Origin of the sequence: Natronorubrum sediminis, assembly GCF_900108095.1 — an archaeon.
In the GTDB taxonomy this organism is placed as follows: domain Archaea; phylum Halobacteriota; class Halobacteria; order Halobacteriales; family Natrialbaceae; genus Natronorubrum; species Natronorubrum sediminis.
Genome location: NZ_FNWL01000002.1, coordinates 355,160 through 378,270 on the forward strand (window position 1 = coordinate 355,160; position 23,111 = coordinate 378,270).

A 23,111-nucleotide genomic window follows, 5' to 3' on the forward strand; every position below is an offset into this window, starting at 1 on the left:
ACGGGGTGTGTTCAAGTGAGTCGATCGCCGAGGTAGCCAGCGGCGATCATAACGACGACCAGCACCGTCGCCAGCGCGCTGATCTCCGGGCTGAGACCGGTCCCGATCTGGTTGTAGATGTAGATCGGTACGGTCTGTGAGCCAGCGCCCGTCAGGAACTGCGTCGCCGTGAACTCGCCGAACGAGATCACGAACGCCAGCAGCATACCGGCAGCGACCGCCGGTGCCAGTAGGGGCAACGTGACGTTACACACCGTCTCGATGTTGTTCGCCCCGAGCGTCCGGGAGGCGTCCTCGAGTTGCGTATCGAAGGTGAGCAACCGAGAACGGACGATCAAGAAGACGAACGGGAACGTCAGGACGGTGTGCGTCAAGATGATGACGGGGTAGCCACTGGACATTCCGACCGTGCCGCCGAATCGCAACAGTGCGAGGCCGATGATAACCGGCGAGATCATGATCGGGAGCAACATCACCGTTGCGAGCGTCTCCTTGTAGGGTATTTCGCTTCTGACGAAGCCAAACGCCGTCGCCGTCCCGATCGCACCAGCCAGTAGCGATGCGGCGACGCCGACGATAACGCTCGAGATGATGCTATCGTAGATTCGCGAATTGTAGAGGAGTTCGACGTACCACTCGAGGGTCACGCCGTCGTAGGGAATCGTCGGTTGCTCGCTGACGGTAAACGAGGTCAACACGACGATGACGACCGGTAACAACAGGAGGACGTAGACGAGTCCGAGCACCGGCAGTAGTCCGAGTCGCTCGAGTCGTTCGTTCATAGGTCGCCGAGCACCTCCGAGACGTTTGCGAAGTGGTTGAACAAGCCGACGAGGATCAACAGGCCACCCGTAAACACGACGGACATGGCGGAGGCGAGTGCCACGCTGTAGCCCTGTGCGTCGGCGATTCGGTTGGCCATCATGAGGTTCTCTGAACTACCGAGGAACGACGGTGCCAGGTACGATCCGGCGGCGAGGATGAACACGAACAGCGTCGCCGCGATGATTCCGGGATAACTCAGCGGCAAAATCACCGTTCGAAGCGTTTGGAGTTGGCTCGCCCCGAGCGTGTGAGAGGCGTTTATCAGTTCGTCGTCGATCGATCGGAGCGAGTTGTAGATTGGTAAGACCGCGAAGGGCAATAACGCACAGACGAGTCCGAGTATGACGCCGTTCCGAGAGAAGAGAAATCCGAAGTCAGTGCCGAACACCTGCTGGACCGGCCCCGAGGAGATGAAGAACAACCGAACCCCGAAGAACCGGATGATGATCGCGATCCAGAGCGGCAAGAGGACTAACGAGAGCAACAGGATCGCTCGTTTCGACTTGAACGCGATGTAGTACGCGCTCAGGTAGCCAAGGACCAGACAGATGGCCGTCGTGAGGAATGCGTACAGGAACGTCCGTACCAATGTTTCGCCGTAAACGCCGCTCAACGCCGTTTCGTAGTACGTAAAGAGTCCGCCGTCGCCGAAGTTGAGACTCTCGACGAGGAGATACAAGACGGGGACGATGAAGAAGACGGTGAGCCACACCAATCCGAGTCCGACGAGTGTCCGTGCCGACACGCGTTTGCGCAGCGCTGGTGGGAGCGAGACCGAATCGAGCCTGATCGTCCTCATAGCACGATCACGTCCGCCGGATCGAATTCGATGCCGATCTCGTCGCCGTCCTCGAGGTCGACCGAGGCGTCACCGTAGGCAGTGACGGCGGTGCCGTCCTCGAGCGTTGCTTCGATCTCGTTTCGGTGGCCGAGGTACTCGATGTGGGAGATCGTCGCCGAGAAACTGTTTGCCACTTTTTCCGTCGGTGATTCGCGGACGGTAATCTCCTCCGGACGTACGTACAGCGAGCGCTGTCCGTCCTCGAAGTCGGCCGATGTATCGACGTGAACCTGCAGGTCGCCGACGTTGACGGGAGTCGCGTTCGACGCCATCACCTGGCCGTCGCCGTCGCCGCGTGCCGATTGCGTCGGCGCTCCGGTGAACTTCGTTGACTTGCCGACGAACTCCGCGACGAACTCGGTCTCTGGATCTCGGTAGAGTTCCTTGGGCGTCCCTTCTTGCTCTTTTTTCCCTTCGTTCATCACGATTACGCGGTCGGACATCGAGAGGGCTTCAGCCTGATCGTGCGTGACGTGTAACGTCGTGACGTCGACTTCCTGTTGGATCTTCTTAATCTCGTTTCGCATCGTCTCGCGCAGGACGCGGTCGAGCCCGGTCAGCGGTTCGTCAAGCAACAGAATGTCGGGTTCGTACGCGAGTGCACGGGCGAGCGAGAGGCGACGCTGCTGTCCGCCGGAGAGTTCGGTCGGCTTGTGATCGCCGTGGCCGTCGAGTTCGACCATCTCGAGGAATCGCTCGGCCTGTTCGTCGTGATCGCGACCCTCGAATTCCTGCATCTTCAGCCCATAGGTGATGTTCTCGTGGGCCGTCATGTGCGGGAACAACGCGGAGTGTTGGAACACGAATCCGATGTTCCGTTCGTTCGTCGGCACGTTCGTTACGTCCTCACCGCGAAGGTAGACCGTCCCGTCCGTCGCGTCGCGAAGGCCAGCGATGGCGTGGAGTGTCGTACTCTTCCCACAGCCACTCGGTCCGAGCAAGGTCGCGAACTCGCCTTGCTCCAGTTTGAACGAGAGGTCGTCGACGGCGAGGAGTGACCCGTAGGTCTTCGTCAATTCGCTTACTTCGAGCATTATTGTGAAAGTGTCTCTGTCGGGGGTTATCCGGTGATGTTGGCGAAATCCTGTTCGATCCGCTCGATGTTTTCGACGACGAGCTCCCAGTCGAAGGTCAACACGTCGTCCGCGTCGAGGGACTCGAAGCGGCCCTCGAGTTCGTCGTGGTCGCCCTCGAGAGGGATTGGGTAGTAGTGATGTTCGACCATCTCGAGGGCCGTCTCTTCCTCGTAGATCCAGTTGAGCAGGTCGTAGGCCTCTTCGTGCATGTCACTCTCCTCGAGAATCGAGAAGGCGACGGACCAGCTGATACAGCCCTCTTCGGGAATGACGTAGTCGACTGGGTCGCCATCCTCTGCGAGCGTTTCGACGCGACCACCCCAGGCGTCGGCAACGTAGGCCTCCTCTTCGCTGAGGTCGCCCATGAAGTCCTGGCCCGAATCCCAGTACTGGTAGACGTACTGGTCCATCTCCTCGATTTCGTCCATGACCTCGTCGTAGAGGTCGTCGTCCTCGAGCGCGTCAGCGACGTCGATACCCAGCGCCGCACACGAGTTCCCGAATCGCGTTGGACCGCTGCTAAACAGCGTCACTTCGCCTTCTAGGTCAGGGTCTTTGATGTCGTCCCAGGAGGTAATTTCGTCGACTTCGTCCGTGTTGTATCCGATTCCCTGGGCGGAGACGTGATAGAACAGTCCTTTGTCGCCGAAGAACTCCTGATCTTGCCACTCTTCTTGGATGTTTTCCGTGTAATTCGGGACTTCGTCGTAGTCGATGTCGAGCAACAGATCCTCGTCGGCGTACTGGACGGAATCCAGCGCGTATCCGTAGGGAGAGAGCGTCACGATATCGTATCCCCCGGGGTCCGTCGACATCTGCTCCATCATATCGGTGTCGTCCGGCTGTTCGTCGAACTCGATCTGGATATCGTTCTCGTCTTCCCACTCTTGGAGTACCTCTATTTCGGCGTCCTGTATCGCACCGCCACGATTGAGATAGGTCAGCGTCTCTCCACTCCCAAGACACCCAGCTAACGCCACCGCAGACGCCCCAGCACCGAGTTGGAGGTACGATCGTCGCGACATTCCGCGTGTGGGGTTCTCTCCCGTACTAACGTCACGCATACTCAGGCCGAGTTACCCTGACATAATTAATCTTTCGAGATATAATACAAACAGAGGAAGGATATACACTACGTGATTGAACAATAGTAACGCTAGTTACCCCTGGCTGACCAGCAGTAATATCTCGATATTTTCTGATCTTCAACCTTTTACCGGCAGAAGTGACCAAATATGATACGACTCGCTACAGCGAGTATTTTTACAATAATTCAACCTCGTGGAATAAAATCCAACAACTCGACACTGACTCTCTCACCCGAACTGGCTACGAGTGCGAGACTCGAGGCGGGACGCCAGTCAGCAACTGCGCGACGTCGTCGATATTCCGGGTGTCTAAGAGTAACTCGGCCGCCTCCCGCACGGAAAATGTCGCATCCAATTCGACGCCGTGACACCGAGCGTAGCACTCGAGCCAGTGATTCAACGCTCGCTCGAGTGCCTCGAATTCGGCGGGTGAGAGGTGGACGAATTGTTCCCCAGTTCGGGCGTCGACGTAGAGCAAAATCGCTCGACCGGCACCCTCGCGCAGATACGGCGATGGATCGACGACGGCCGGGTCGTCCTCGCTGTCGATTTCCGTGAGTGCACGTCGGTCCCGGAGGGCCTGACGCTCGAGCGCGGCGATTCGAGGGCCGTATCGAGACACGGCTACCCCTCTCGGTACTCGACGCCCTTGCCGCCGCGGGGGTGTTCCCAGTCGGTATCTGCGACGACGGCGCAGGTTCCACACTCGATACACGGTTGGGTATCGAGGCTGATCAGTGTCTCTGCAGTGCCGTTCGTCTGAACCGTCTCGGCGCGATAACACCCGGCACCGAAATCTTGTGCACTGACTGGACAGGCGCTCACTGCAGCACCGCTCGCCGCTGCGGACTCGTCGAGCAGTTCGATGTGGGGATTGCCCACGTCCGTATCGTAGGTGAGGTCGCCGATTCGTTCCTCGAGCGTCGGCGGTTCGACGTCGCTGTCCCAACGGATCGTTCGCCCGTGTTCTTCGGCGATGACCGTCGGCAGCGTCACGTAGCCGGTGTTCGTGTCGGGCAACATCGACACGAGGAACGGTGAGTTGTAGGCTCGTTTCATCAGGCGCTTCGCGATCGGGTTGCCCACGGCGAGCGAGCCGACGGGCGACTCGAGCACTCGGTCGACGGCATTCGCCACCGCATCGCGTTCGCCGACGCTTCGGCTGAGTTCGTAGCGACGAGGGCGGAGTTTGTCCATTGTTCCCGACTTCTCGAGCATCTGCGTGTAGCGACGGCCCGCGGCTTCGGGGTGGGAGTTACCCCGCGTGACGACGAACGCGTCGGCTGCGAGCGCGCCCGCGGTGATCGCGTGGTTCATCCCCTTGATGATCGGCCCCTGGGCTTGCATCTGACCGGCGGCGTCGCCGACGAGCACGAGTCGATCGCGGTAGGGCTCCCGGTGAGCCACTTTCTTCGAGTCGGGAACGAGTTTCGCGGCGTACTCGCGTTCGTGATACGCGTCGCCCAGCCACTGGGCTAACAGCGGGTGGGTGAGCAACGCGTCGAGCAGTTCGTGGGGTTCGGCCTGTTCCTCGACGAGGCTATCGAGGTGGAAGACGGTGCCGATCGACAGCGAGTCCTCGTTCGTGTAGAGGAAGCCGCCGCCGCGAACGTCCTCGAAGAGGTCGCCCGAAAACAGGTGGGCTGCGCCTTCGTCGGCGTCGATACCGAACCGGTCGTCGATGGTGTCGGGGTCCATCTCGACGACGGCTTTGACGCCCTGGAACCACTCGTCCGGTTCGTCCCAGTTCATCAATCCCGCATCGCGGGCGAGTTCGGAGTTGACTCCATCGGCGGCGACGATCACGTCCGCCGTGATCGGCTCGAGTTCGTCGCAGGTGACGCCGACGATCTCGCCGTTCTCCCTGAGGAGACCGTTTACTCGAACGTCGGTGAGCACGCCGCCGCCCGTCTCGCTGGTCTTCTCGTGGACGCGGGCTTCGAGCCACGAATCCATCTCTCGGCGGAGCACGGCGTCACACCAGTCGGTGTCGTGCTCGTGGAGGTCCGTGAGGTCGTAGCTCTTGACGCGATTGCCCGCGATGTTATGGATCGTGTACTCCGTAACCGGGCGCTCGCTCGCCGCCTCGCGAAAGCCGTCGAAGAGGTCGTCAGCCGTGTAGGCGGCCGACTCCTCGGCGTAGACGAGTCCGCCGGAGACGTTCTTCGATCCCGCCTCCGTGCCCCGCTCGAGGACGAGCGTTTCGACGCCGTGGTCGGCCAATCGAGCCGCGGCCGCAGCACCGCCAGGTCCACAGCCGACCACGATTGCTTCGTAGTGTTCGTACTCGCTCTCCGCCGCTGTCGTCGAGTCTGTTTGTACACTCATCAGTCGTCACCTCCGCTACCGTCGGCAACCGCCTCGAGTTCGATATCGCCCGATTTGACCGCTTCCGTGAGTCGTGGGAGCACCTCGAAGAGGTCGCCCTCGAGGAAGTAATCCGAAAAGTCCCGTATTCGGGCGTCCGTATCCGTGTTGATCGCGACGATCGTGTCAGATTCGTCCATGCCGACTTTGTGCTGGACGGCACCGGAGACGCCGGCTGCAACGTACAACTCGGGGGCGACGACCTGCCCGGTTTCACCGATCTGGCGCTCTTCTTTCGAGTACTGCTCGACGTGGCCCTCGAACTGGTAGGACGAGGTGACGATCCCCCGCGTAATGCCGAGTTCGGCGTCTCCGAAGGCGTCGACGAGCTCGAGGCCGAGTTCCATTCCCTCGGTTGGGTCGTCCGCAATTCCGCGCCCGAGACAGACGACCACCTCGTGGCCCGTGAGGTCGACGCCGGCCTCGAGTTGATCGTGTTCGGTGATCTCGACGCGGAACCACTCATCCTCGAGTTCCATGTCGTGTTCGACGACGAGCCCGTCTCGCTCGTGATCTGGTTCGATGGGATCGAAGCTCCCCGGAATAATCGATGCACCCTGAGGATGGAATTCCCGGTTCGGGTTGTCGAGACAGAGAATCGTCGAGTACTCGAAGCCCGAGAAGTCCGGGCGCTTCATGTGCAAGACCTTCTCGAAGGTCTTCTTGACGCCGGGTTCGCCGGTCTTGACGGGGTTCGAGACCACCTCTTCTTCGATGAAGAGGTCCGAACAGTCGGAGGCGAGCCCTGAATCGAGTTCGGCCTGCACCTTCGCCGAGAGGTCTCGGCCGTTGTTCGTCGCCGGGAACAGGATGTACCGCGGCTTGTCGTACTCCCGCCAGTCCGTACTCTCGACGGTTCCCTCACCGCGGGCCATGTGGGCCGAAATTTCGGTGTATGGCTTGTGGAGGAATCGCTCGAGACGGTCGTCGTCGTGATACACTGCGACGTCCGCGCCGTAAGCGATGCATTCCTCGGCGAGATCCTCGCAGTCGTCGCCCATCAAGAACGCGACGACCCGTTCCTCGTCACCGTAGTCGTCTGCAAACTGGTCCATCAGCCCCCTTGCCTTACCGAGCATCTCCCGCGAGACCTCGAGTAACTCGCCTCGTTGGGTCTCACAGAAGACCCACATGTCCTCGTAGTGGCCGTTCGAAAGCGCGCGAACGTGTTTCTTATCTCGCGTTTGCTCGGCCGGTTCGGACTCGTCTTCGTCTTCCGACGCTGCCAGCTCCTCGTCTTCCGTCTCCGCCACCTCGTCGACTTCCTCGCCGTCGGCCTCTTCGCCGACGTCTTCTTTCGTCTCCTCGTACTCACCTTCGGTCTCAGTTCCGGCTTCGACGCCGTCGGTTTCGTCCGAGCCGATCTCGCCAGTCGCCTCGAGTCTGGCGTGGATCGCTTCCCGGGCCGTGTCCCGGTTTTGACCCGCCTGTTCGGCTTCGAGAATCGCCTGGAGTTCCGACGATTCCTCGATCGTCTCGAGTTGCTCGGTCAGTTCGTCGACGGTGTGTTCGTCGGGGTCGATTGCAGTCATAGTCACTCACCTGCCTCCGCTGCGTAGGGTTGGAACTCCTCGAGCACTGTGCGTAACTCGTCTCCGTCGTCGGGGTCGATCATCGTCGCGTCGCGCTCGGAGGGGGCCTTCGGAATCGGATCGACCGACGAGACGATGGTCGGCGAGCCGTCGAGGCCGATGTACTCCGAATCGAGGTGTAAGTCTTCGTGGTCCCACGTCGTCAGGTGCTCGTCGTGGTCGGCCGCGCGATCGGTGGTCTCCGCTCTGAGTTGCTTGTGGGTCAGTCGATGTGACGCGGTTCTGTAGCTGGGTTCGAACTCCGGATCGGTGACCACGAAGCACGGAAGCGGTGCTTCGACGGTTTCGATTTCGTCGACGTCACCTTCGACGAGCCGCTTCGCGCGTAGTCGACGTTCGTCCGGGTCGATATCGAGCGCGAGAACGTGGGTCACGATCGGCCAGTCCATCGCCCACGCCGTCTGCGGTCCGGTCTGGCCGGTTTCGCCGTCGGCTGTCTTGAACCCGGCAAAGACGAGATCGATATCCTCGATCTCCTCTTGGTACGTCTCGAGACCCGCGCTGAGCGTGATCGCCGTCGCCCACGTGTCGGACGCGGCGAGTTCTCGATCGGAGAGCAGGTAGCTGTCGTCGGTGTACACCGTTTCCATCGCACCTTTCAGAACGTCGCTGTACCCCGGCGGACCCATGCTCATTCCGCTGACGTGCCCGCCGTGACGGACTTTCGTCTGGAGTGCGGCCTGGACGGCCACCTCGTCGTTCGGATTCATCACCGTCGGCGTCTTGCCGCGCTCTAAGTGCCCGTCTTCGTCGAACGACACGGCGCCCTCCGAGAAGTCCGGCACGCCTTTGGTCAGAACGATCGATCGCATCGTCTCCTCCGTCTACAATGTGTGTCTTTCACTCCCATACCTGGTATCACCTATCGCAATTATCAGTATTAAGAATAGGGGTGAAAATCACCGAAAATTCGAGTATCGATGTTCGATCATCCACGCTCGAGTGACTGTCGTGGAAAACGTGGACGAAACACGGGCGGGATTTCGAAGAACGGCCAGAAATCAAAAGACGGCGACGGGTTCCGCCCGTCGCTATTCGACGTCGCGCTCGGCCGTTCCCATCGATATCTCGCCGTCAGCGCGGATTGTCCCGTCGACTTCGGCGTCAGGGCCGAGTTCCAAGTCTACACACGAGACGTCGCCGAGAATTCGCCCGTCGTCTTCGACGGTAACGTCACCATTCCGAGTCGTCAGATCGCCGTGAATGCGCGTGTCACCACCGACGGTGACGTCGCCTCGAGCCCGGAGGCTACCGAAAATCGTGGTCCCGGCTCCCACGTCGATCGTTTCGGCGCGGATGTTGCCGTGGAGACGACACTCCTCGCCGATCGTCGCGGGAGTGGAGACTCGCCAGGCGTCGTCGCTGACGGTCGCGTTCCGGGGGATCACGAGCGGTTCGACTTCGGGTTGGGCGTCCCCCTCTTCGTCGACGAGTTCGGAGACGAGTCGCTGAGCGGTGTCTTCTTCGCCGACGAGGAGGAGGTGCTTGAGGTAGACGAACAATAATACGATCGTCGGCATGGGGTTTCGGATGACGATCCAGCCGTTCGCCTCGAATCCTTCCTCGATTTCGACGTCGTCGCCGATGTCTAAGTCGCCGGCAACTTTCATCTCGCCGCTGATATGGACGCGTTCGCCGATGTAGGCGTCTTGGCCGACGAGGACGTTCTCGGCGACGTCACACCACATGTCGAGTCGGCAGTCGCCGCCGGCTTCGATCGCACCGCCAAACTCGACGCTCTCGCCGGCGAGGACGTTTCGGCCGCGCACGCCGAACTCGATCGTGGTCCGGGAGCCAACGAGGACGTCGCCGTCGGTTACGAGGTCGACTTCCTTGACTTCCGTCCCGTCGGGAACGACCAGTTCGTCGAGGGGATCCCTGCTGAAGGCCACACTTCGGCCCAAAGGAGGCATCCCCTAATAAACCTCGCGCGTCGTCCGTCAGCCGTCAGACGCACGTCGGACGCAGCTGCGGGTGAGTCGTCTCCCTTTTATGACTCCTGGCCCGTACACTCGAGTATGACTACACTCGCGTTCGACGAGGATGGCGTCGACGTCGTCTACGAAGGCACGGAATTCCGTCTCGAGCGAGCCCTCATCGAAGAGGCAACCGAGAAAGCCTACTACGACGTGACGGACCACGAAGTGTTGAAAATCGTCGCCGAACAGCCGAACTTGCAGGGCGAGCCGCGTCGCGTCGGCGACATTCTCGCGTAGACTCAGCGGTGATTTTGTGTTCGCTCTCGAGCGCTCGGTAGCAGTGGGTGACTCGAGGACGAGACCGACTCACATTCGGGGAGAAAAATCGAAACGGGTAAAAACGTCTCGCGGGTACGTACGAGTGAGCCGAGATAGCCTAGCCCGGCCAAGGCGGTAGATTCGAAATCTACTGTCCTCACGGACTCGGGAGTTCAAATCTCCCTCTCGGCGTTCTTTCGCGAACAAAACCGCGAGCTCCGCGTAGCGGTGCTCGCATCCGTGAGCGAAAGACGACTAACTGGAGATTTGAATCAGGGAACTGCTTCGCTGCGACCGTGGTTCAAATCTCCCTCTCGGCGCTTTTCACGACGCAACATGGCGAGCGTAGCGAGCCACTGCGTCGTGGAAACGCGAACGGGGAGTTTGAAGTAGACGAGTCGCAGCCCGGGAAGCGAACGGAGTGAGCGACCCGGACCGTCTCGGTGTCGTTCAAATCTCCCTCTCGGCGCTTTTCCAGCAACAAACTGATGAGCACCGCGGAGCGTGTGCTCGAGTCCGTGAGAGGGCTCCGCTGGCTGGAATTTGACCGGCCCTCTCTGCCGCTCGAGGCGATTAGGCCGTATCACCGCGCTTTTCCCGTCCGATAGTGTCGTCCCCGGACGTGGTTCGACTCTCTACCCTCGTCATCCTCGCCGGAATCGTGCTCGTGATCGTGCCGATACCACCGATCGGAATCACGTTGGGGCCGATTTTGATCCTCGTTGGCCTCGCGCTCCGACTCATCGCTGGCGTCTAAGTATCGTCGTCGCGGTCGACATCGACCCGTCCGACGTCAATCGATCTGTTCGCCGCTCATTTTTGCCCAGACAGTACGGGTACGATCGTCGAACGTCGCCACTCGAGCGAAACGCACTACACTGTCTGGTGGCTAGGTCGACGTACGAAACCGCATCGCTACTCAGCTATGGACCCGCTCACGCTCCTGGGAGTCGACGTCGTGTTGTTCTTGCTGATCGGCATACTCGCGGGTGCACACTGTATCGGGATGTGTGGCCCGCTCGTGACGGTCTACGCCGGTCGGATGAGCCCGGAGAGTGATGCGAGCGCGAACGACCCGCAAACGAACCGCTCGAGTCACCTGACAACGTACGAAGTTCGCCAGCACGCGCTGTTCAACCTCGGCCGGACGGCGAGCTACACGCTTCTGGGGGCCGCGTTCGGCGCGCTCGGTGGCCTCTTGTTCGTCACGACGGCGGAGTTGACGCCGGTCGTCGAGGCGACTCGCGGCGGCGTCGGACTCGTCATCGGCGCGTTCGTCATCGTCACGGGGCTGTACTACGTGCGCGGACGGACGACCGGCGGGATTCGACTCCCCGGCCTCGAGCGACTCACTGGCTGGCTGACAAAATACGTCGACCGACTCGCGAACGGTCCCGGAATCGTCGGTCTCGGCGCGCTTCACGGGCTGTTGCCCTGTCCGATTCTCTACCCGGCGTTTCTCTACGCGTTCGCGACCGGCTCGCCCACGAGCGGAGCGCTCGCACTCGCTGCACTCGGAATCGGAACGGTGCCGGCCGTCTTCGCGTACGGAACCATTATCGACTCGGTCAGCGTCGTTCACCGACAACGAGTCCACCGGCTCCTCGGGGTCGCGTTCGTCGTCCTCGGGTATATCCTGCTCGCACACGGGTTGATGAGCCTGGGAATCCACGTCCCACACCCGGAGTTGCCGTTCTACGACGGCCTCGAGACCGGAAGCCACGACCACCACTGACGAACGCGCTCAGATTACCATCGATGACCACTCACTGACGATCACATGACACCCGCACCCGACACCGCAGATCGAACCGGCTGTACGCTGTGTGAGCTTCCCGTCGAAGAGAGCGGCGTCACCGCGGAGGGCAACGCATTCTGTTGTACGGGTTGCCGTGACGTCTACGAAACGCTCGGCGACATCGAGACGGTCGACGCCGACGACGTTCGCGAGGCTCGCACCGAAAACGACGAGGACCGGTCCGTTCCGCCGGATCACGAGACGACGTTCCTCGAGGTCGATGGGATGTACTGTGCGACCTGTGAGGCGTTCATCGAGTCTGTCGCGACGGCGACGGATGGCGTGAGCAACGCCAGCTCGAGTTACGTCACCGATACGGCGCGAATCGATCACAATCCGGAGCAGGTGTCGGTCGAGGACCTGAAAACGGAGATTAGCCGACTTGGATACAGCGCCTACGATCGCGAGGACTCGATCAGCCGCCGTCGCGCGAACAACTGGGAGATGGGACGGATCGCAGTCGGCGTGATGATGGGGATGATGGTGATGATGCAGTACATCGTCATCATCTACCCGACGTACTTCGGCGGACTGTTCTACGACGAGCGGACGACCGAGTTCTTCACCGAGACGCTCGCGAGCGACCTCGCGACGCCGTTCTATCTGATGATCGGTACGCTGACGACGATCATCCTGGTCATCACCGGCAAGCCGATTCTGCAGGGCGCGTACGTCGCAGTGAAGACGCGCTCGCCAAATATGGACTTGCTCGTCGCGATAGCAGCGGGCAGCGCGTGGCTCTACAGCACGCTCTCGATCGCCGTCAGCGGCCCCCACATCTACTACGACGTGACGGTCGCGATCATTGTCATCGTCTCCGTCGGGAGCTACTACGAGTCCGAAATTAAGCGCAAGGCGACCGAGCGACTCTCCGATCTGACGGCCGTCCAGGTCGACGAGGCTCGACGCCTTGGCGAGCACGGGGAGACCGAAGACGTGGCCCTCGAGGACCTCGAGGCGGGCGACCGGGTCGTCGTCCGATCCGGCGAACGCGTTCCCATCGATGGAACGGTCGTCGACGGCGAAGCGGCAGTCGACGAAGCCGTCGTAACTGGCGAATCGTTGCCCGTCACGAAAGCCGACGGAGACGACGTCGTCGGCGGGTCGACGGTCTCGAACGGCACGCTGACGATCGAGGTCGGCGAGGACGCGACGAGCACGCTCGATCGGATCAGCGAACTCGTCTGGGACCTCCAGAGTGGCACCCACGGCATCCAGAAACTCGCCGACAAACTGGCCACCATCTTCGTTCCGCTGGTGTTGGTCCTCTCCGTGGTCGTGACGAGCGTCTACCTCCTGACGGGCGCTGGTCTGGCGGACGCGTTGCTCGTCGGCCTCACCGTCTTGATCGTCTCCTGTCCCTGTGCACTCGGCCTCGCAACCCCACTGGCCGTCGCCGCCGGGATTCGCGACGCCCTCGAGCGCTCGATCGTCGTCTTCGACGACAGCGTGTTCGAACGCCTGCGTAGCGCGGAGACGGTCGTCTTCGACAAGACCGGAACGCTCACGACCGGGGATATGACCGTCGTCGAGACGGACTGCGACGACGAGTTACTCGAGCAGGCGGCGACGCTCGAGGCCCAATCGTCTCACCCGATCGGCGCGGCGATTGCCGCCGAACGCGCGGTTCCGGACGGCGGCGCGGTCGGGTCCGACGCGACGAGTGAGCCAGCTCAGGAAGAGACTGATTCGGCGGACGCGAGCCTCGAGCGCGTCGAGTCCTTCGAGAGTCACCGAACGGGCGTTTCGGGGGTCGTCGACGGCGAGGAGGTCGTCGTCGGCCATCCGGATCTGTTCCGCGACCGGGGCTGGACGGTTCCTGACGAAATCTCCGACCGGGTCGCGGCAGGCCGTGAAACCGGACGCGTCCCGGTCGCCGTCGGTCGCGATGGTCGGGCAGAGGGGGTCGTCGTGGTCGGTGACGACCTCCGCGAGGGCTGGGAGGAGACGCTCACAGCGATTTCCGACGCCGATGCCGACGTAGTCGTCCTCACCGGCGACGACGCGCAGGCGGCGAGTCGGTTCCGCGAGCACGCCGCCGTCGACCAGGTGTTCGCGGGCGTCCCGCCGGAGGGGAAAGCCGAAACCGTCGATCGACTCTCCGCGACGGGCGACACGGTGATGGTCGGCGACGGGACGAACGACGCACCCGCGCTCGCTGCGGCTGACCTCGGTATCGCCCTCGGCGGCGGAACGGCGATGGCTGCTGACGCGGCAGACGTCGCCCTCGTCGACGACGCGCTCTCGTCCGTCGATACGGTCTTCGAACTGGCGCAGGCGACCGACCGTCGCGTGAAGGGGAACATCGGCTGGGCCTTCTGTTACAACGGCATCGCGATTCCACTCGCCGTCACCGGCCTGCTCAACCCCCTGTTCGCGGCGATCGCGATGGGGCTGAGCAGCCTCCTCGTCGTGACGAACTCCTCGAGAGCGTTGCTCGAGGAGTAACCCACTCATCGGGGCAGACCAGTCACTGCAGTAATTTGTCGTGACCTCGTAGGGTGGGCTATGTCCGATCGATCCACGCCGTCCCGGTGGTTCTCCGAACGCCCCGGATTGAGTCTGCTCACGCTCTTCAGTACCGCCCTCGCGGCGTTGATTGTCCTCCCCTATCTCCAGTACATTCTCCTCGCCGTCGTGCTCGCGTACGTTCTCATGCCGGCCCAGCGACGGCTCGAGCAGTACGTGCGCTCGATGACGGCCGCGCTCGTCCTCGTCGTCGTCGCGATTCTCGCTATTCTCTTGCCGGTGATGTACGTCCTCGCGATTGCACTTCGGGAAGCACTCGAGCTACTTGCGGCCGTCCAGGAGGGGTCACTCGGGATGGCGGACATCGAACAGCGACTCGAGGCGACGGGGTACGTCATCGACCTGGGCGATCTCTACGGAACCTACCAGGAACCGATCAGCACGGCCGCACAGGGGCTCGCGACGAGCGGGATCGAACTCGTCAGTGGCCTACCGGCATTGCTCATCGGGTTGACGGTCACGCTGTTCGTGCTCTTCGCACTGCTACGCGATGGAGACCGACTCGTCGCGTGGATACAACAGGTCGCCCCCATCGAGACTGAGATTCAGGAGGAACTGCTGACGGAACTGGATCGGCTCATGTGGGCGTCGGTGGTCGGAAACGTTCTGGTCGCCGCGATTCAGGCCGTCGCACTCGGCATCGGATTGGCCGTGTTGGGCCTCCCGGCCATCGTCTTACTGACGGTCGCGACGTTCGTTTTCGCGCTCTTGCCACTCGTCGGCGCGTTCGGTGTCTGGGTGCCGGTCGCACTCTACCTCCTCGTGGTCGGCGATTTCGTCGGTGCCGGTGCGCTCGTCATCTACGGCTCGATCGTTAGCGCCTCGGATACCTACCTTCGGCCGGCACTCATCGGCCGAACGAGCGCGTTCAACTCCGCGATCATCGTCGTCGGTATCTTTGGAGGAATCATCATCTTCGGCGCGGTCGGACTGTTCGTCGGCCCCGTGATCCTCGGCGGCGCGAAAGTCACGCTCGACGTGTTCGCTCGAGAGCAAACCGCCGATTTGAAACCGCCGATCGGGCCCGGTGGAGACCAGCCAGCCGTGGACCCGGCCGTCGACACGTCCACACAGACGGGTGTCAGAACGCTACTCGACGACGCGACAGCGACCGATTCCGACGCCGATACTCGAGTGGAATCGACCGGTTCACAGGCATCATCGGAGAGACAACGGGACGATGGTGATGATGGTGACGAAAGCGACGGTGCGAGCGAGAGCGACGACGACACAGACGGGACCGACACGACTGACACGACCGACGCGACCGACACGACCGAGGACGAACCTCGCGACGACGACCGATAGCCGAGAACGGGCTTGAGTTGAGAGTCGGGGCGAGTCTCGAGAACTAGTGAGCGAGACCGAATGCGATCGGGTCTGATAGCACAGTGACAGCTACTACACCGGACTGTCGTTGGTTTCTACACACTTCCAGTCTCATCGAAGAGGTGCGTTCATTACCCCGTGCGCGTAAGAGCCAGATATCATGTCTCGAGTCGACCATCCACACTCATGTGGGAGAAGTGAGGGGTTTGCTGACCGACACTCACGCCAGACGGTCGACCGGGGCCACGACTAACAATGGATGGATCACACGCAACGGGGAGTCCGTACGCTCCCCATACGGACACGGAACAGTCTGCAATGCTCGAGGCCGTCGGAGTCGACTCAGAAGCTGAACTCTTCGATATTCCGGAGGCCGTCCAGTTCGACGGCGAGTTCGACATCGCGTCTCGATCGGAACAGGAGACGAGACAACTCGTCCGTTCGATACTGGGACGAAACGACGACCTGACGGAACTGCTCGGCCGCGGGCACTACGGCTACTACGTCCCGTCGCTCGTCGACCACCTCGCGGATCGCTCGGAATTTCTGACCTCCTACACGCAGTATCAACCCGAGGTCTCCCAGGGCTTTCTGCAGGCGCTCTTCGAGTTCCAGTCGCTACTCGTCGAGTTGACCGGCCTCGAAATCGCCAACTGCTCGATGTACGACGCCGCGACGGCACTCGGGGAAGCCGCGACGCTCGCCGAGCGCGTCCGCTCTACCAGCGGCCATCGCGTGCTCGTTCCCGATCAGTTGCTCGAGGGCCGGCGATCGACGCTCGAGAACTACGTCGCCGGCACCGACCTCGCAGTCGAGGAGTACGCCACGGCCGACGGAACGGTCGACGTCGGCGCTCTCGACGAACAGGTCGACGACGAGGTCGTCATGGTGTACGCGGAGAACCCGACGATCCGCGGAACGATCGAGGAACGCCTCGAGTCCATCGGCTCGCTCGCGGGCGAGGCCGACGCGCTGTTCGTCCTCGGCTCCGATCCCGTCGCCCTCTCCGTCCTGCAGCGGCCCGCCGACGTCGGTGCCGACGTCGTCATCGGCGACGCGAGCGTCCTCGGCTTGCCGACGAGTTACGGCATGGGACTCGGGCTCTTCGCGTGTCGCGAGGAGTACCTCCGGCAGGTTCCCGGCCGCCTGGTCGGCGTCAGCGAGGACGCGACCGACCGTCGGGCGTTCACGCTCACCCTCCAGACGCGCGAACAGCATATCCGCCGCGAGCGAGCGACGAGTAACATCTGCACGAATCAGGCGTGGGTCGCACTCCGCACGGCGATGCACGCGGCCTCGCTCGGCCCCAACGGCATGGTCGACCTCGCCAACCGCGGCGTCACTCGAGCGACGGATCTCGCGAACCGAATCGACGAGATTCCCGGCGTCGACGCGCCGGTTCACGACCGCCACCACATCCGCGAGTTCGTCGCGCGGACCGACCAGCCCGCGACCGTCCTCGCGGCCGACCTCGAAGACCGAGGCTTCGCCGTCCACGTCGTCGGCGACCACGAAATACAAATCTGCGTCGCAGGCGTCGGCGACGAGCAACTCGACTCGTTCGCCGCGGCACTCGAGGAGGTGGCACGATGAGCGACCACCCAGACGACCCTGTCGCGCAAGCACAACAGGTACGATACGATCAGGCCCGTTACGTCGAAGACGGTCAGTACGAGCCGTTGCTCTCCGAAAAGGATCTGACTCGAGTCGACATCGGCGACGCGAGTTCGGACGCGAACGCGGGCGACGGCGACGGCGACGACGGCGCGAGTGCACGTGCGGACTCGCCGCTCCCCGACGACCTGACGCGTGACTCACTCGAGTTGCCCGAACTCTCCGAGCCGGAACTCGCTCGCCACTACACGCGCCTTTCACAGATGATCTACGGCATCGACAGCGGCCCCTATCCGCTTGGCTCGTGTACGATGAAGTACAACCCCAAGTTCACTGAGGACGTGGCCGCGCTGCCCTCGGGTGCCGTCCACCCCGACCGGTCGGAGCGGTCGATTCAGGGTACGCTCGAGGTCCTCTATCGGCTACAGGACTACCTCGGTCGGATCGGTGGCATGGACGCCGTCACGCTCCAGCCGCCGGCCGGTGCCGCCGGCGAGTTCGTCGGCATCCGCGTCGCCGCGGCCTACCACGAGCACAACGGCGAGGGCCACCGCGACGAGGTCATCGTTCCCGAGAGCGCACACGGAACGAACTTCGCGACCGCAGCACTCGGGGGCTATGACGTGGTCTCCCTGCCGAGCGACGAAGACGGCCGGGTCGATCTGGATGCGCTCGAGGCAGCCCTTTCGGAGAACACGGCGGCGCTCATGTTGACGAATCCGAACACGCTCGGCCTCTTCGAGCGCGACATCGAGGAGATCGCGGCGATGGTCCACGACGTGGGCGGGTTGCTCTACTACGACGGCGCGAACCTGAACGCCCTGCTCGGTCGCGCTCGGCCGGGCGACATGGGCTTCGACGTGATGCACTACAACGTCCACAAGACGTTCGCGACGCCCCACGGCGGCGGCGGTCCCGGTGCCGGCCCGGTCGGCGTCGTCGAGGAGTTGGCCCCGTTCCTGCCCGCGCCTCGAGTGAACGAGGCTGACGACGACGGCGAGAGCGACGAATCGACGTACGAACTGTTCGACCCCGACCACACGATCGGGCACGTTCACGGGTATCAGGGCAACTGGCTCGTGCTCGTCAAAGCCTTCGCGTACATCGCGCGCCTCGGCGACGACGGACTTGCGGACGCGAGTGCGAAGGCCGTACTGAACGCGAACTACCTCGCGAGCCAGATCGAATACGACGTGCCGTACGAGCCGTTCCACCACGAGTTCGTCGCCAGCGCTGGCGAGCAAGATGCAGCGGACGTCGCGAAGCGAATGCTCGACTACGGCGTCCACCCGCCGACGACGAAATGGCCCGAGATCGTTCCCGAGGCGCTGATGACCGAGCCGACGGAAATTGAGAGCAAGGACACTCTGGATCGACTTGCCGGCGCGTTCAACGCCGTCGTCGACGAAGACGACGCGACGATCGAGGCGGCTCCCGACCGAACCACGGCCCGACGGATCGACCAGACCGCCGCGGCGCGGAGTCCGCGCCTCTCGTGGCACGCACTCGACGACGCAGACGAGCGCTAACGGTCGACATCTGATTTTTGTGAGTAACGGTCGCGTCTCGAGCGAACGGTGCGTTTGCTCTTGCGTCTCCGCTATCGCGACGATTGTGACCGTGAAGACGACTGCAATCCGTCGCCGAGGTGCTCGAGCAACGCGGGGTGTAACGAACCGTTCGAGCCGAGCAGTGCCGCCCTGGCTTCGGTGTCGAAGTCGAACTCGAACCGTTCGCCCGACTGGTCGGTTATCGTCGCGCCTGCCTCTCGAGCGATGACGAGACCCGCAGCGATATCCCACGGATAGGTATCGTGCTCCCAGACGGCGTCCGCGCTGGCGCTCGCGAGATAACAGAGGTTGAGCGCCGCGGAGCCGAGTCGCCGGACGCCGCGCGATTCCTGGTAAAAGTGGGAAAGAAAGCTCCCGTCGGGGTCGTACCCCGAGATGAGCATGCTCTCGTCGAGGCGGTCGCGGTCGGTCGTCTCGATCGGGTCGCCGTCTCGCCAGGCTCCCTGCCCAGCGATACCGGTAAAGAGTTCGTCGGTCTCCGGGACGTAGACGACGCCCAGAACTGGCCTATCGTGGTCGATCAGTGCGACCGAAATCGAGTAGTTTGGATTCCCGTGCGCGAAGTTTCCGGTGCCGTCGAGTGGGTCCACGACCCAGGTGTAGTTCGAGTCCCCGCTTCGGTCGCGCGTTCCCTCCTCCGAGAAGAGACCGTGCTCCGGAAACTCGTTGTCGATGACCGTCGAGATGATCCGATCCGCCTGGTGGTCGGCTTCGGTGGCGATATCCGATTTGTCTGTCTTGTGATCGATCGACTCGACCTGTCCGTGAAGTTCGCGCAGGGGTTCGCCGGCAGCTCGGGCCGCTTCCGTCGCGACCGTGAGCGCGCGTTCGACGGTCCCGGCGGCCTCGTCGGAGAGGCTGCCATCACCGGCGTCCGAGTCGTGTCGACCGCGGATCGACGTTCGACTCGAGTCAGTAGCGTCGATCGGCGGGGACGTCGCTGCTGGAGCCTCGCGTTTTTTGTCGCGGGGGACGTCCGCGTCTCGGACATCCCAGCCGAGTTTCTTCGTGATCGCGGTGAAGAAGTGATCGTCGTAGCTGGTTCTGACGACGTGTGCGAGCGTGTCCGCCCCCGTGACGACCACCTCGTCGCCGACCTCGAGAAGCGTCTGTGCGCGTCCGCCGTCGACGAGCAGGTTCGCACCCCCCTGTGAGATGATTCGCAACTCCGTCTCGGGGGAGACGACGATCGGCCGGACGCCCAGTTTGTGGGTGTGGAGGGGGACGAGTTGGAGCGTGTGGTTGTTCACCGGATAGTGAACGGGGCCGTTCGCAGAGAGCGAGATGCCAGTCGATCCGGTCGGCGTCGAGACGGCGAGTCCGGTTCCCTCGAACTCGCCGACGTACTCATCGTCTGCGTAGACGTCCAGACGAGTCACTTTTCGATCGATCGGATCGTCGGGCGGGACCTGCTGGATCATCACGTCGTTGATTCCCGTCGCCTCGACGTCCGGCGCATTCACGTAAACCTGCTGGCGGCTGTCGACTGCGGCTCGACCCCGAAGGACCTCCTCGAGTGCGTCCTCGAGGTCTTCGGGTTCGACTCGAGCCAGAAACGCGAGCGTCCCCGTGTTGACGCCTAACTGTGGAATCTTCCGCGGGGCGAACGTCTTGATGCCCTCGAGAAAGGTGCCATCGCCGCCGAGGGTCACACCGAGGGTCGCCCGACTCTCGTCGTAGACGTCTCCGATGTCGTCGCCGACGTCGACTGTCGTCAGTTCGATCCCGCTTCGCTCCGTCCACGCGGTGAGCGTCTCGAGGGGTTCGTCGCTGTCGGGACTCACGATCGCGATGATCTCGTCCGTCGTCGCGAGTCTCCGTCCTTGCATACCTCTCTTCACGAACAGGGGTCAGAAGTACGTTTGTACTGTCGTCCGTCGTCGGGGCGTCCACTCGAGTGAGAAACGGGTCGGCTGGGGAGGGGTGGACGATCGGACCTTACGTCGCACTCGAGTCGACGGCCGTCCCGTTGTCGCCGATTTGCACGAAGCCGTAGTCGCAGTTCGGACAGTGCCACTTGACCTTCTCACCGAGATGAACTTTCGTACTCGCCGCACGGTAGAAGGTCTGCTCTCCGTCACAGTCCGGACAGTAGTGATCGAGTTCCATGGCCATACGAGCGACTTGTGCACGACATCTGTTTAACGTACCGGTTGCGCACACTCTCCTCGGAGTGACAGTAGGGAGTGGCGGCTTGCTCGAGTAGGGTCGTCTGTGGTGGACTATTTGCCACCCCGACAGCAGTTAAGTGGCCCCCAGCCGTCGACTCGCGTATGTCGATTTACACTGGCCGCGGGGACGACGGACAAACCGATCTCCGTGACATGACTCGCGTCTCGAAGACCAGCGCGCGCATCGAAGCCTACGGTACCGTCGACGAACTCAACGCGCTCATCGGAACGATTCGGCCCACCGGCTACGACGACATCGACGACCAATTGCGAACCGTCCAGAACCACCTCCACGTCGTTCAAGCCGACTTCGCAAATCCGGATCCCGACGAGGACGACCCGGCCATCCGCACGGAACACATCGAAACCGTCGAAGACTGGATCGACGCTTACGACGACGAACTCGAGCCACTCACCTCGTTCATCCTCCCGACCGGCAGCGAACACGGAGCGAAGCTCCACCACGCCAGAACGGTCTGTCGGCGCGCCGAACGCCGCGCCGTCGCACTCGCGAGCGAAGAGGAAATCAACGAGCAAGCCGTCCAGTACCTGAACCGTCTCTCTGACGGCCTGTTCACGTTCGGGCGAGTCGTCAACGCTCGAGACGAGACGCCCGAGGAGTCGCCGGAGTATTGAGCGTGGACTCGCGGGGAGAGGTGGCGGGCTCGAGGGTGGAGCCGTTCGCTGGCCGCTGAAAGGAAGTCTTAAGTTCGACCCAGCGATATAATCGGCTGCGGGTTGGTGATCTAGTCCGGTTATGATACCTCCTTCACACGGAGGAAGTCGGCAGTTCAAATCTGCCCCAACCCATTTTCTCGCACGCGATCTTGAAGGACCAAGATTCGCGCTCTAAGCCTACTGAATCGATATTTTCCACCCTCAGTTGGCGAAGGCCGATTTTGAATCCGTTAACGAACATAGCGATCCTGTCCTGCACCCCAAGCACGTCTGCGCATTAGGTTGAAGGAGCACTTAAACCCACATACCGTGGGAACAACCCTCGTGACACTGAGCAACAGACAAAAATCTTAGCAGAATCCCAGGTAGCAGATTCGCGCCCGGCCCGCTAACCCTCTTACGCGTGCGGAGTACGGAAGAATCGCCAGCAGTCGTAGGGTTGGGCTTGCGCTGACCGGCTTTCTGCGAGTCGTTTCGCAACGTCGGGTTGCTCGGGTCAGAGTCATCCTGCGATTCGGTGGATTACGTGTTAAAACTATGGACGTTGACACGATCGCGCGCGCCGACTTGGATTGCCGATGCGTCACCGCGTATCTGCGGGTCCCGCGACTCGGCCGCAGTTTGGCTCAGGAGACGGGGGGTGTCCGCAATTCTTCTTCCATATCGCTACTTGGATTGCCTGTAGTGCTTGCGTTCCTGCGAGGCGCTCGACTCGTTCAAGGCCAGAATAGTTCTAGAGAACGAAGTGAGCAAAAGCGAAGGATCGATACAGTGAACGTGAGGGTTCGATCCCGGCATCAGCCTGAGATTCACTCTCAGGAATTAATGAAAGCGTAGATTAAGGAAGTATAGTGACTGTCTGAGGCGTTCAACTATGTCTTGACAGCATTCATTAGGTCTGGTTGAGTACAACGTGGCATGTCACAGACGAGGCGAGAAGAGTTTCTCCGTGAATTAGGGTATGAAGAGCCGTTTGATGAGTCTCCGGTAGAAGTTCCTGACGGATGGAACGGTGGGGCAGTTGTCAACACCGGTGGGAACATCATGTGTCGTATCTGGCAGACATGGGAAACCGGAAACCGATCGGAAGAGACGGAGTTTGAGGTGATTTACGACGTGTCCCAGGATGCAAGCGTAGGACTGCAGGCCTACACGTGGGATGCCGACTACGGGGGATACATTTTCGACCACACCATTAAGAGTCGGACTGCAGACGAGCAGGATGACCACACACAGGCTGAGATAGCAAGGGAACTTATGCAGTCACATAATCAAGAAGCCTGAGTAGAAGTCTATCACATTCCTATTTCCTCCTATGTTCAGAGTCTGTTTGTCCTCACCTTGTTGTCTATAGGATAGAATTCTCTCGAAGGACAAACCCGCCAGAGTTGATTT

20 protein-coding genes and 2 tRNA genes are annotated in these 23,111 nt (G+C 61.8%); 11 read left to right on the forward strand and 11 right to left on the reverse strand.

The annotated features are described in order from the left end of the window. Positions 1-11: 11 nt before the first annotated feature. From BLW62_RS09080 to BLW62_RS09120, 9 genes are all read right to left on the reverse strand, one after another. Positions 12-782, reverse strand: a complete 771-nt coding sequence (locus BLW62_RS09080; RefSeq protein WP_090506765.1) for an ABC transporter permease — start codon at positions 780-782, stop codon at positions 12-14. Beyond that, a complete protein-coding gene (locus BLW62_RS09085) occupies positions 779-1,624 on the reverse strand; it encodes an ABC transporter permease (RefSeq protein ID WP_090506766.1) in 846 nt (281 codons plus the stop codon). The genes BLW62_RS09080 and BLW62_RS09085 overlap by 4 nt, the downstream gene beginning before the upstream one ends. Next, the gene (locus BLW62_RS09090) at positions 1,621-2,700 is read right to left on the reverse strand and encodes an ABC transporter ATP-binding protein (RefSeq protein ID WP_090506767.1); all 1,080 of its coding nucleotides are present in this window, start codon (positions 2,698-2,700) and stop codon (positions 1,621-1,623) included. The genes BLW62_RS09085 and BLW62_RS09090 overlap by 4 nt, the downstream gene beginning before the upstream one ends. 26 nt (positions 2,701-2,726) lie before the next feature. Then, a complete protein-coding gene (locus tag BLW62_RS09095) occupies positions 2,727-3,806 on the reverse strand; it encodes an ABC transporter substrate-binding protein (RefSeq protein WP_090506768.1) in 1,080 nt (359 codons plus the stop codon). A 265-nt stretch (positions 3,807-4,071) separates the two neighbouring features. Next, a complete protein-coding gene (locus tag BLW62_RS09100; protein ID WP_090506769.1) occupies positions 4,072-4,452 on the reverse strand; it encodes a DUF8055 family protein in 381 nt (126 codons plus the stop codon). A 2-nt stretch (positions 4,453-4,454) separates the two neighbouring features. Next, complete coding sequence (locus BLW62_RS09105) at positions 4,455-6,158, reverse strand: FAD-dependent monooxygenase (RefSeq protein WP_090506770.1); 1,704 nt, start codon at positions 6,156-6,158, stop codon at positions 4,455-4,457. Then, the gene (locus BLW62_RS09110; RefSeq protein ID WP_090506771.1) at positions 6,158-7,729 is read right to left on the reverse strand and encodes an electron transfer flavoprotein subunit alpha/FixB family protein; all 1,572 of its coding nucleotides are present in this window, start codon (positions 7,727-7,729) and stop codon (positions 6,158-6,160) included. Before BLW62_RS09110 ends, BLW62_RS09105 begins: the two co-directional genes overlap by 1 nt. A gap of 2 nt (positions 7,730-7,731) precedes the next feature. Then, positions 7,732-8,601: an electron transfer flavoprotein subunit beta/FixA family protein gene (locus tag BLW62_RS09115; RefSeq protein ID WP_090506772.1), complete on the reverse strand. Its 870-nt coding sequence runs from the start codon at positions 8,599-8,601 to the stop codon at positions 7,732-7,734. A 219-nt stretch (positions 8,602-8,820) separates the two neighbouring features. After that, positions 8,821-9,681, reverse strand: a complete 861-nt coding sequence (locus BLW62_RS09120; RefSeq protein WP_076582246.1) for a polymer-forming cytoskeletal protein — start codon at positions 9,679-9,681, stop codon at positions 8,821-8,823. A gap of 126 nt (positions 9,682-9,807) precedes the next feature. Here BLW62_RS09120 and BLW62_RS09125 point away from each other — a divergent pair, with 126 nt between their 5' ends. The 8 genes from BLW62_RS09125 to gcvPB all read left to right on the forward strand — a co-directional run bounded on the left by BLW62_RS09125 (position 9,808) and on the right by gcvPB (position 18,825). Beyond that, complete coding sequence (locus BLW62_RS09125; protein WP_090506773.1) at positions 9,808-10,005, forward strand: DUF5800 family protein; 198 nt, start codon at positions 9,808-9,810, stop codon at positions 10,003-10,005. A gap of 128 nt (positions 10,006-10,133) precedes the next feature. Then, positions 10,134-10,218, forward strand: a tRNA-Ser gene (locus BLW62_RS09130). Positions 10,219-10,648: 430 nt separating this feature from the next. Then, on the forward strand, positions 10,649-10,783 hold the full coding sequence (locus BLW62_RS09135; RefSeq protein ID WP_090506774.1) for a transporter: 135 nt from the start codon (positions 10,649-10,651) through the stop codon (positions 10,781-10,783). Between the two features lie 168 nt (positions 10,784-10,951). Then, positions 10,952-11,761, forward strand: coding sequence for a sulfite exporter TauE/SafE family protein (locus tag BLW62_RS09140; protein ID WP_090506775.1), 810 nt, complete (start codon positions 10,952-10,954; stop codon positions 11,759-11,761). A 45-nt stretch (positions 11,762-11,806) separates the two neighbouring features. Continuing rightward, complete coding sequence (locus BLW62_RS09145; protein WP_090506776.1) at positions 11,807-14,272, forward strand: heavy metal translocating P-type ATPase; 2,466 nt, start codon at positions 11,807-11,809, stop codon at positions 14,270-14,272. 60 nt (positions 14,273-14,332) lie between these two features. Then, the gene (locus BLW62_RS09150) at positions 14,333-15,661 is read left to right on the forward strand and encodes an AI-2E family transporter (RefSeq protein ID WP_090506777.1); all 1,329 of its coding nucleotides are present in this window, start codon (positions 14,333-14,335) and stop codon (positions 15,659-15,661) included. A gap of 276 nt (positions 15,662-15,937) precedes the next feature. After that, positions 15,938-17,275, forward strand: a complete 1,338-nt coding sequence (gene gcvPA / locus BLW62_RS09155) for an aminomethyl-transferring glycine dehydrogenase subunit GcvPA (protein WP_090506778.1) — start codon at positions 15,938-15,940, stop codon at positions 17,273-17,275. After that, entirely contained in the window at positions 17,272-18,825 is a 1,554-nt protein-coding gene (gene gcvPB / locus BLW62_RS09160; RefSeq protein WP_090506779.1) for an aminomethyl-transferring glycine dehydrogenase subunit GcvPB, read from the forward strand. The genes gcvPA and gcvPB overlap by 4 nt, the downstream gene beginning before the upstream one ends. A gap of 71 nt (positions 18,826-18,896) precedes the next feature. On the opposite strand, the gene BLW62_RS09165 is transcribed toward gcvPB, so the two are convergent. Together BLW62_RS09165 and BLW62_RS18675 are read right to left on the reverse strand one after the other, a co-directional pair. Further along, the gene (locus BLW62_RS09165) at positions 18,897-20,696 is read right to left on the reverse strand and encodes an NAD(+)/NADH kinase (RefSeq protein WP_090506780.1); all 1,800 of its coding nucleotides are present in this window, start codon (positions 20,694-20,696) and stop codon (positions 18,897-18,899) included. A 109-nt stretch (positions 20,697-20,805) separates the two neighbouring features. Next, a complete protein-coding gene (locus BLW62_RS18675; RefSeq protein WP_175459723.1) occupies positions 20,806-20,982 on the reverse strand; it encodes a DUF7838 family putative zinc beta-ribbon protein in 177 nt (58 codons plus the stop codon). 158 nt (positions 20,983-21,140) lie between these two features. Here BLW62_RS18675 and BLW62_RS09170 point away from each other — a divergent pair, with 158 nt between their 5' ends. From BLW62_RS09170 to BLW62_RS09180, 3 genes are all read left to right on the forward strand, one after another. Continuing rightward, positions 21,141-21,674 (forward strand): cob(I)yrinic acid a,c-diamide adenosyltransferase, encoded by a 534-nt coding sequence (locus BLW62_RS09170; protein ID WP_090506781.1) that lies wholly within the window; start codon positions 21,141-21,143, stop codon positions 21,672-21,674. Between the two features lie 99 nt (positions 21,675-21,773). After that, positions 21,774-21,848, forward strand: a tRNA-Val gene (locus BLW62_RS09175). 786 nt (positions 21,849-22,634) lie between these two features. Beyond that, the gene (locus BLW62_RS09180) at positions 22,635-23,000 is read left to right on the forward strand and encodes a hypothetical protein (protein ID WP_090506782.1); all 366 of its coding nucleotides are present in this window, start codon (positions 22,635-22,637) and stop codon (positions 22,998-23,000) included. Positions 23,001-23,111: the final 111 nt, after the last annotated feature.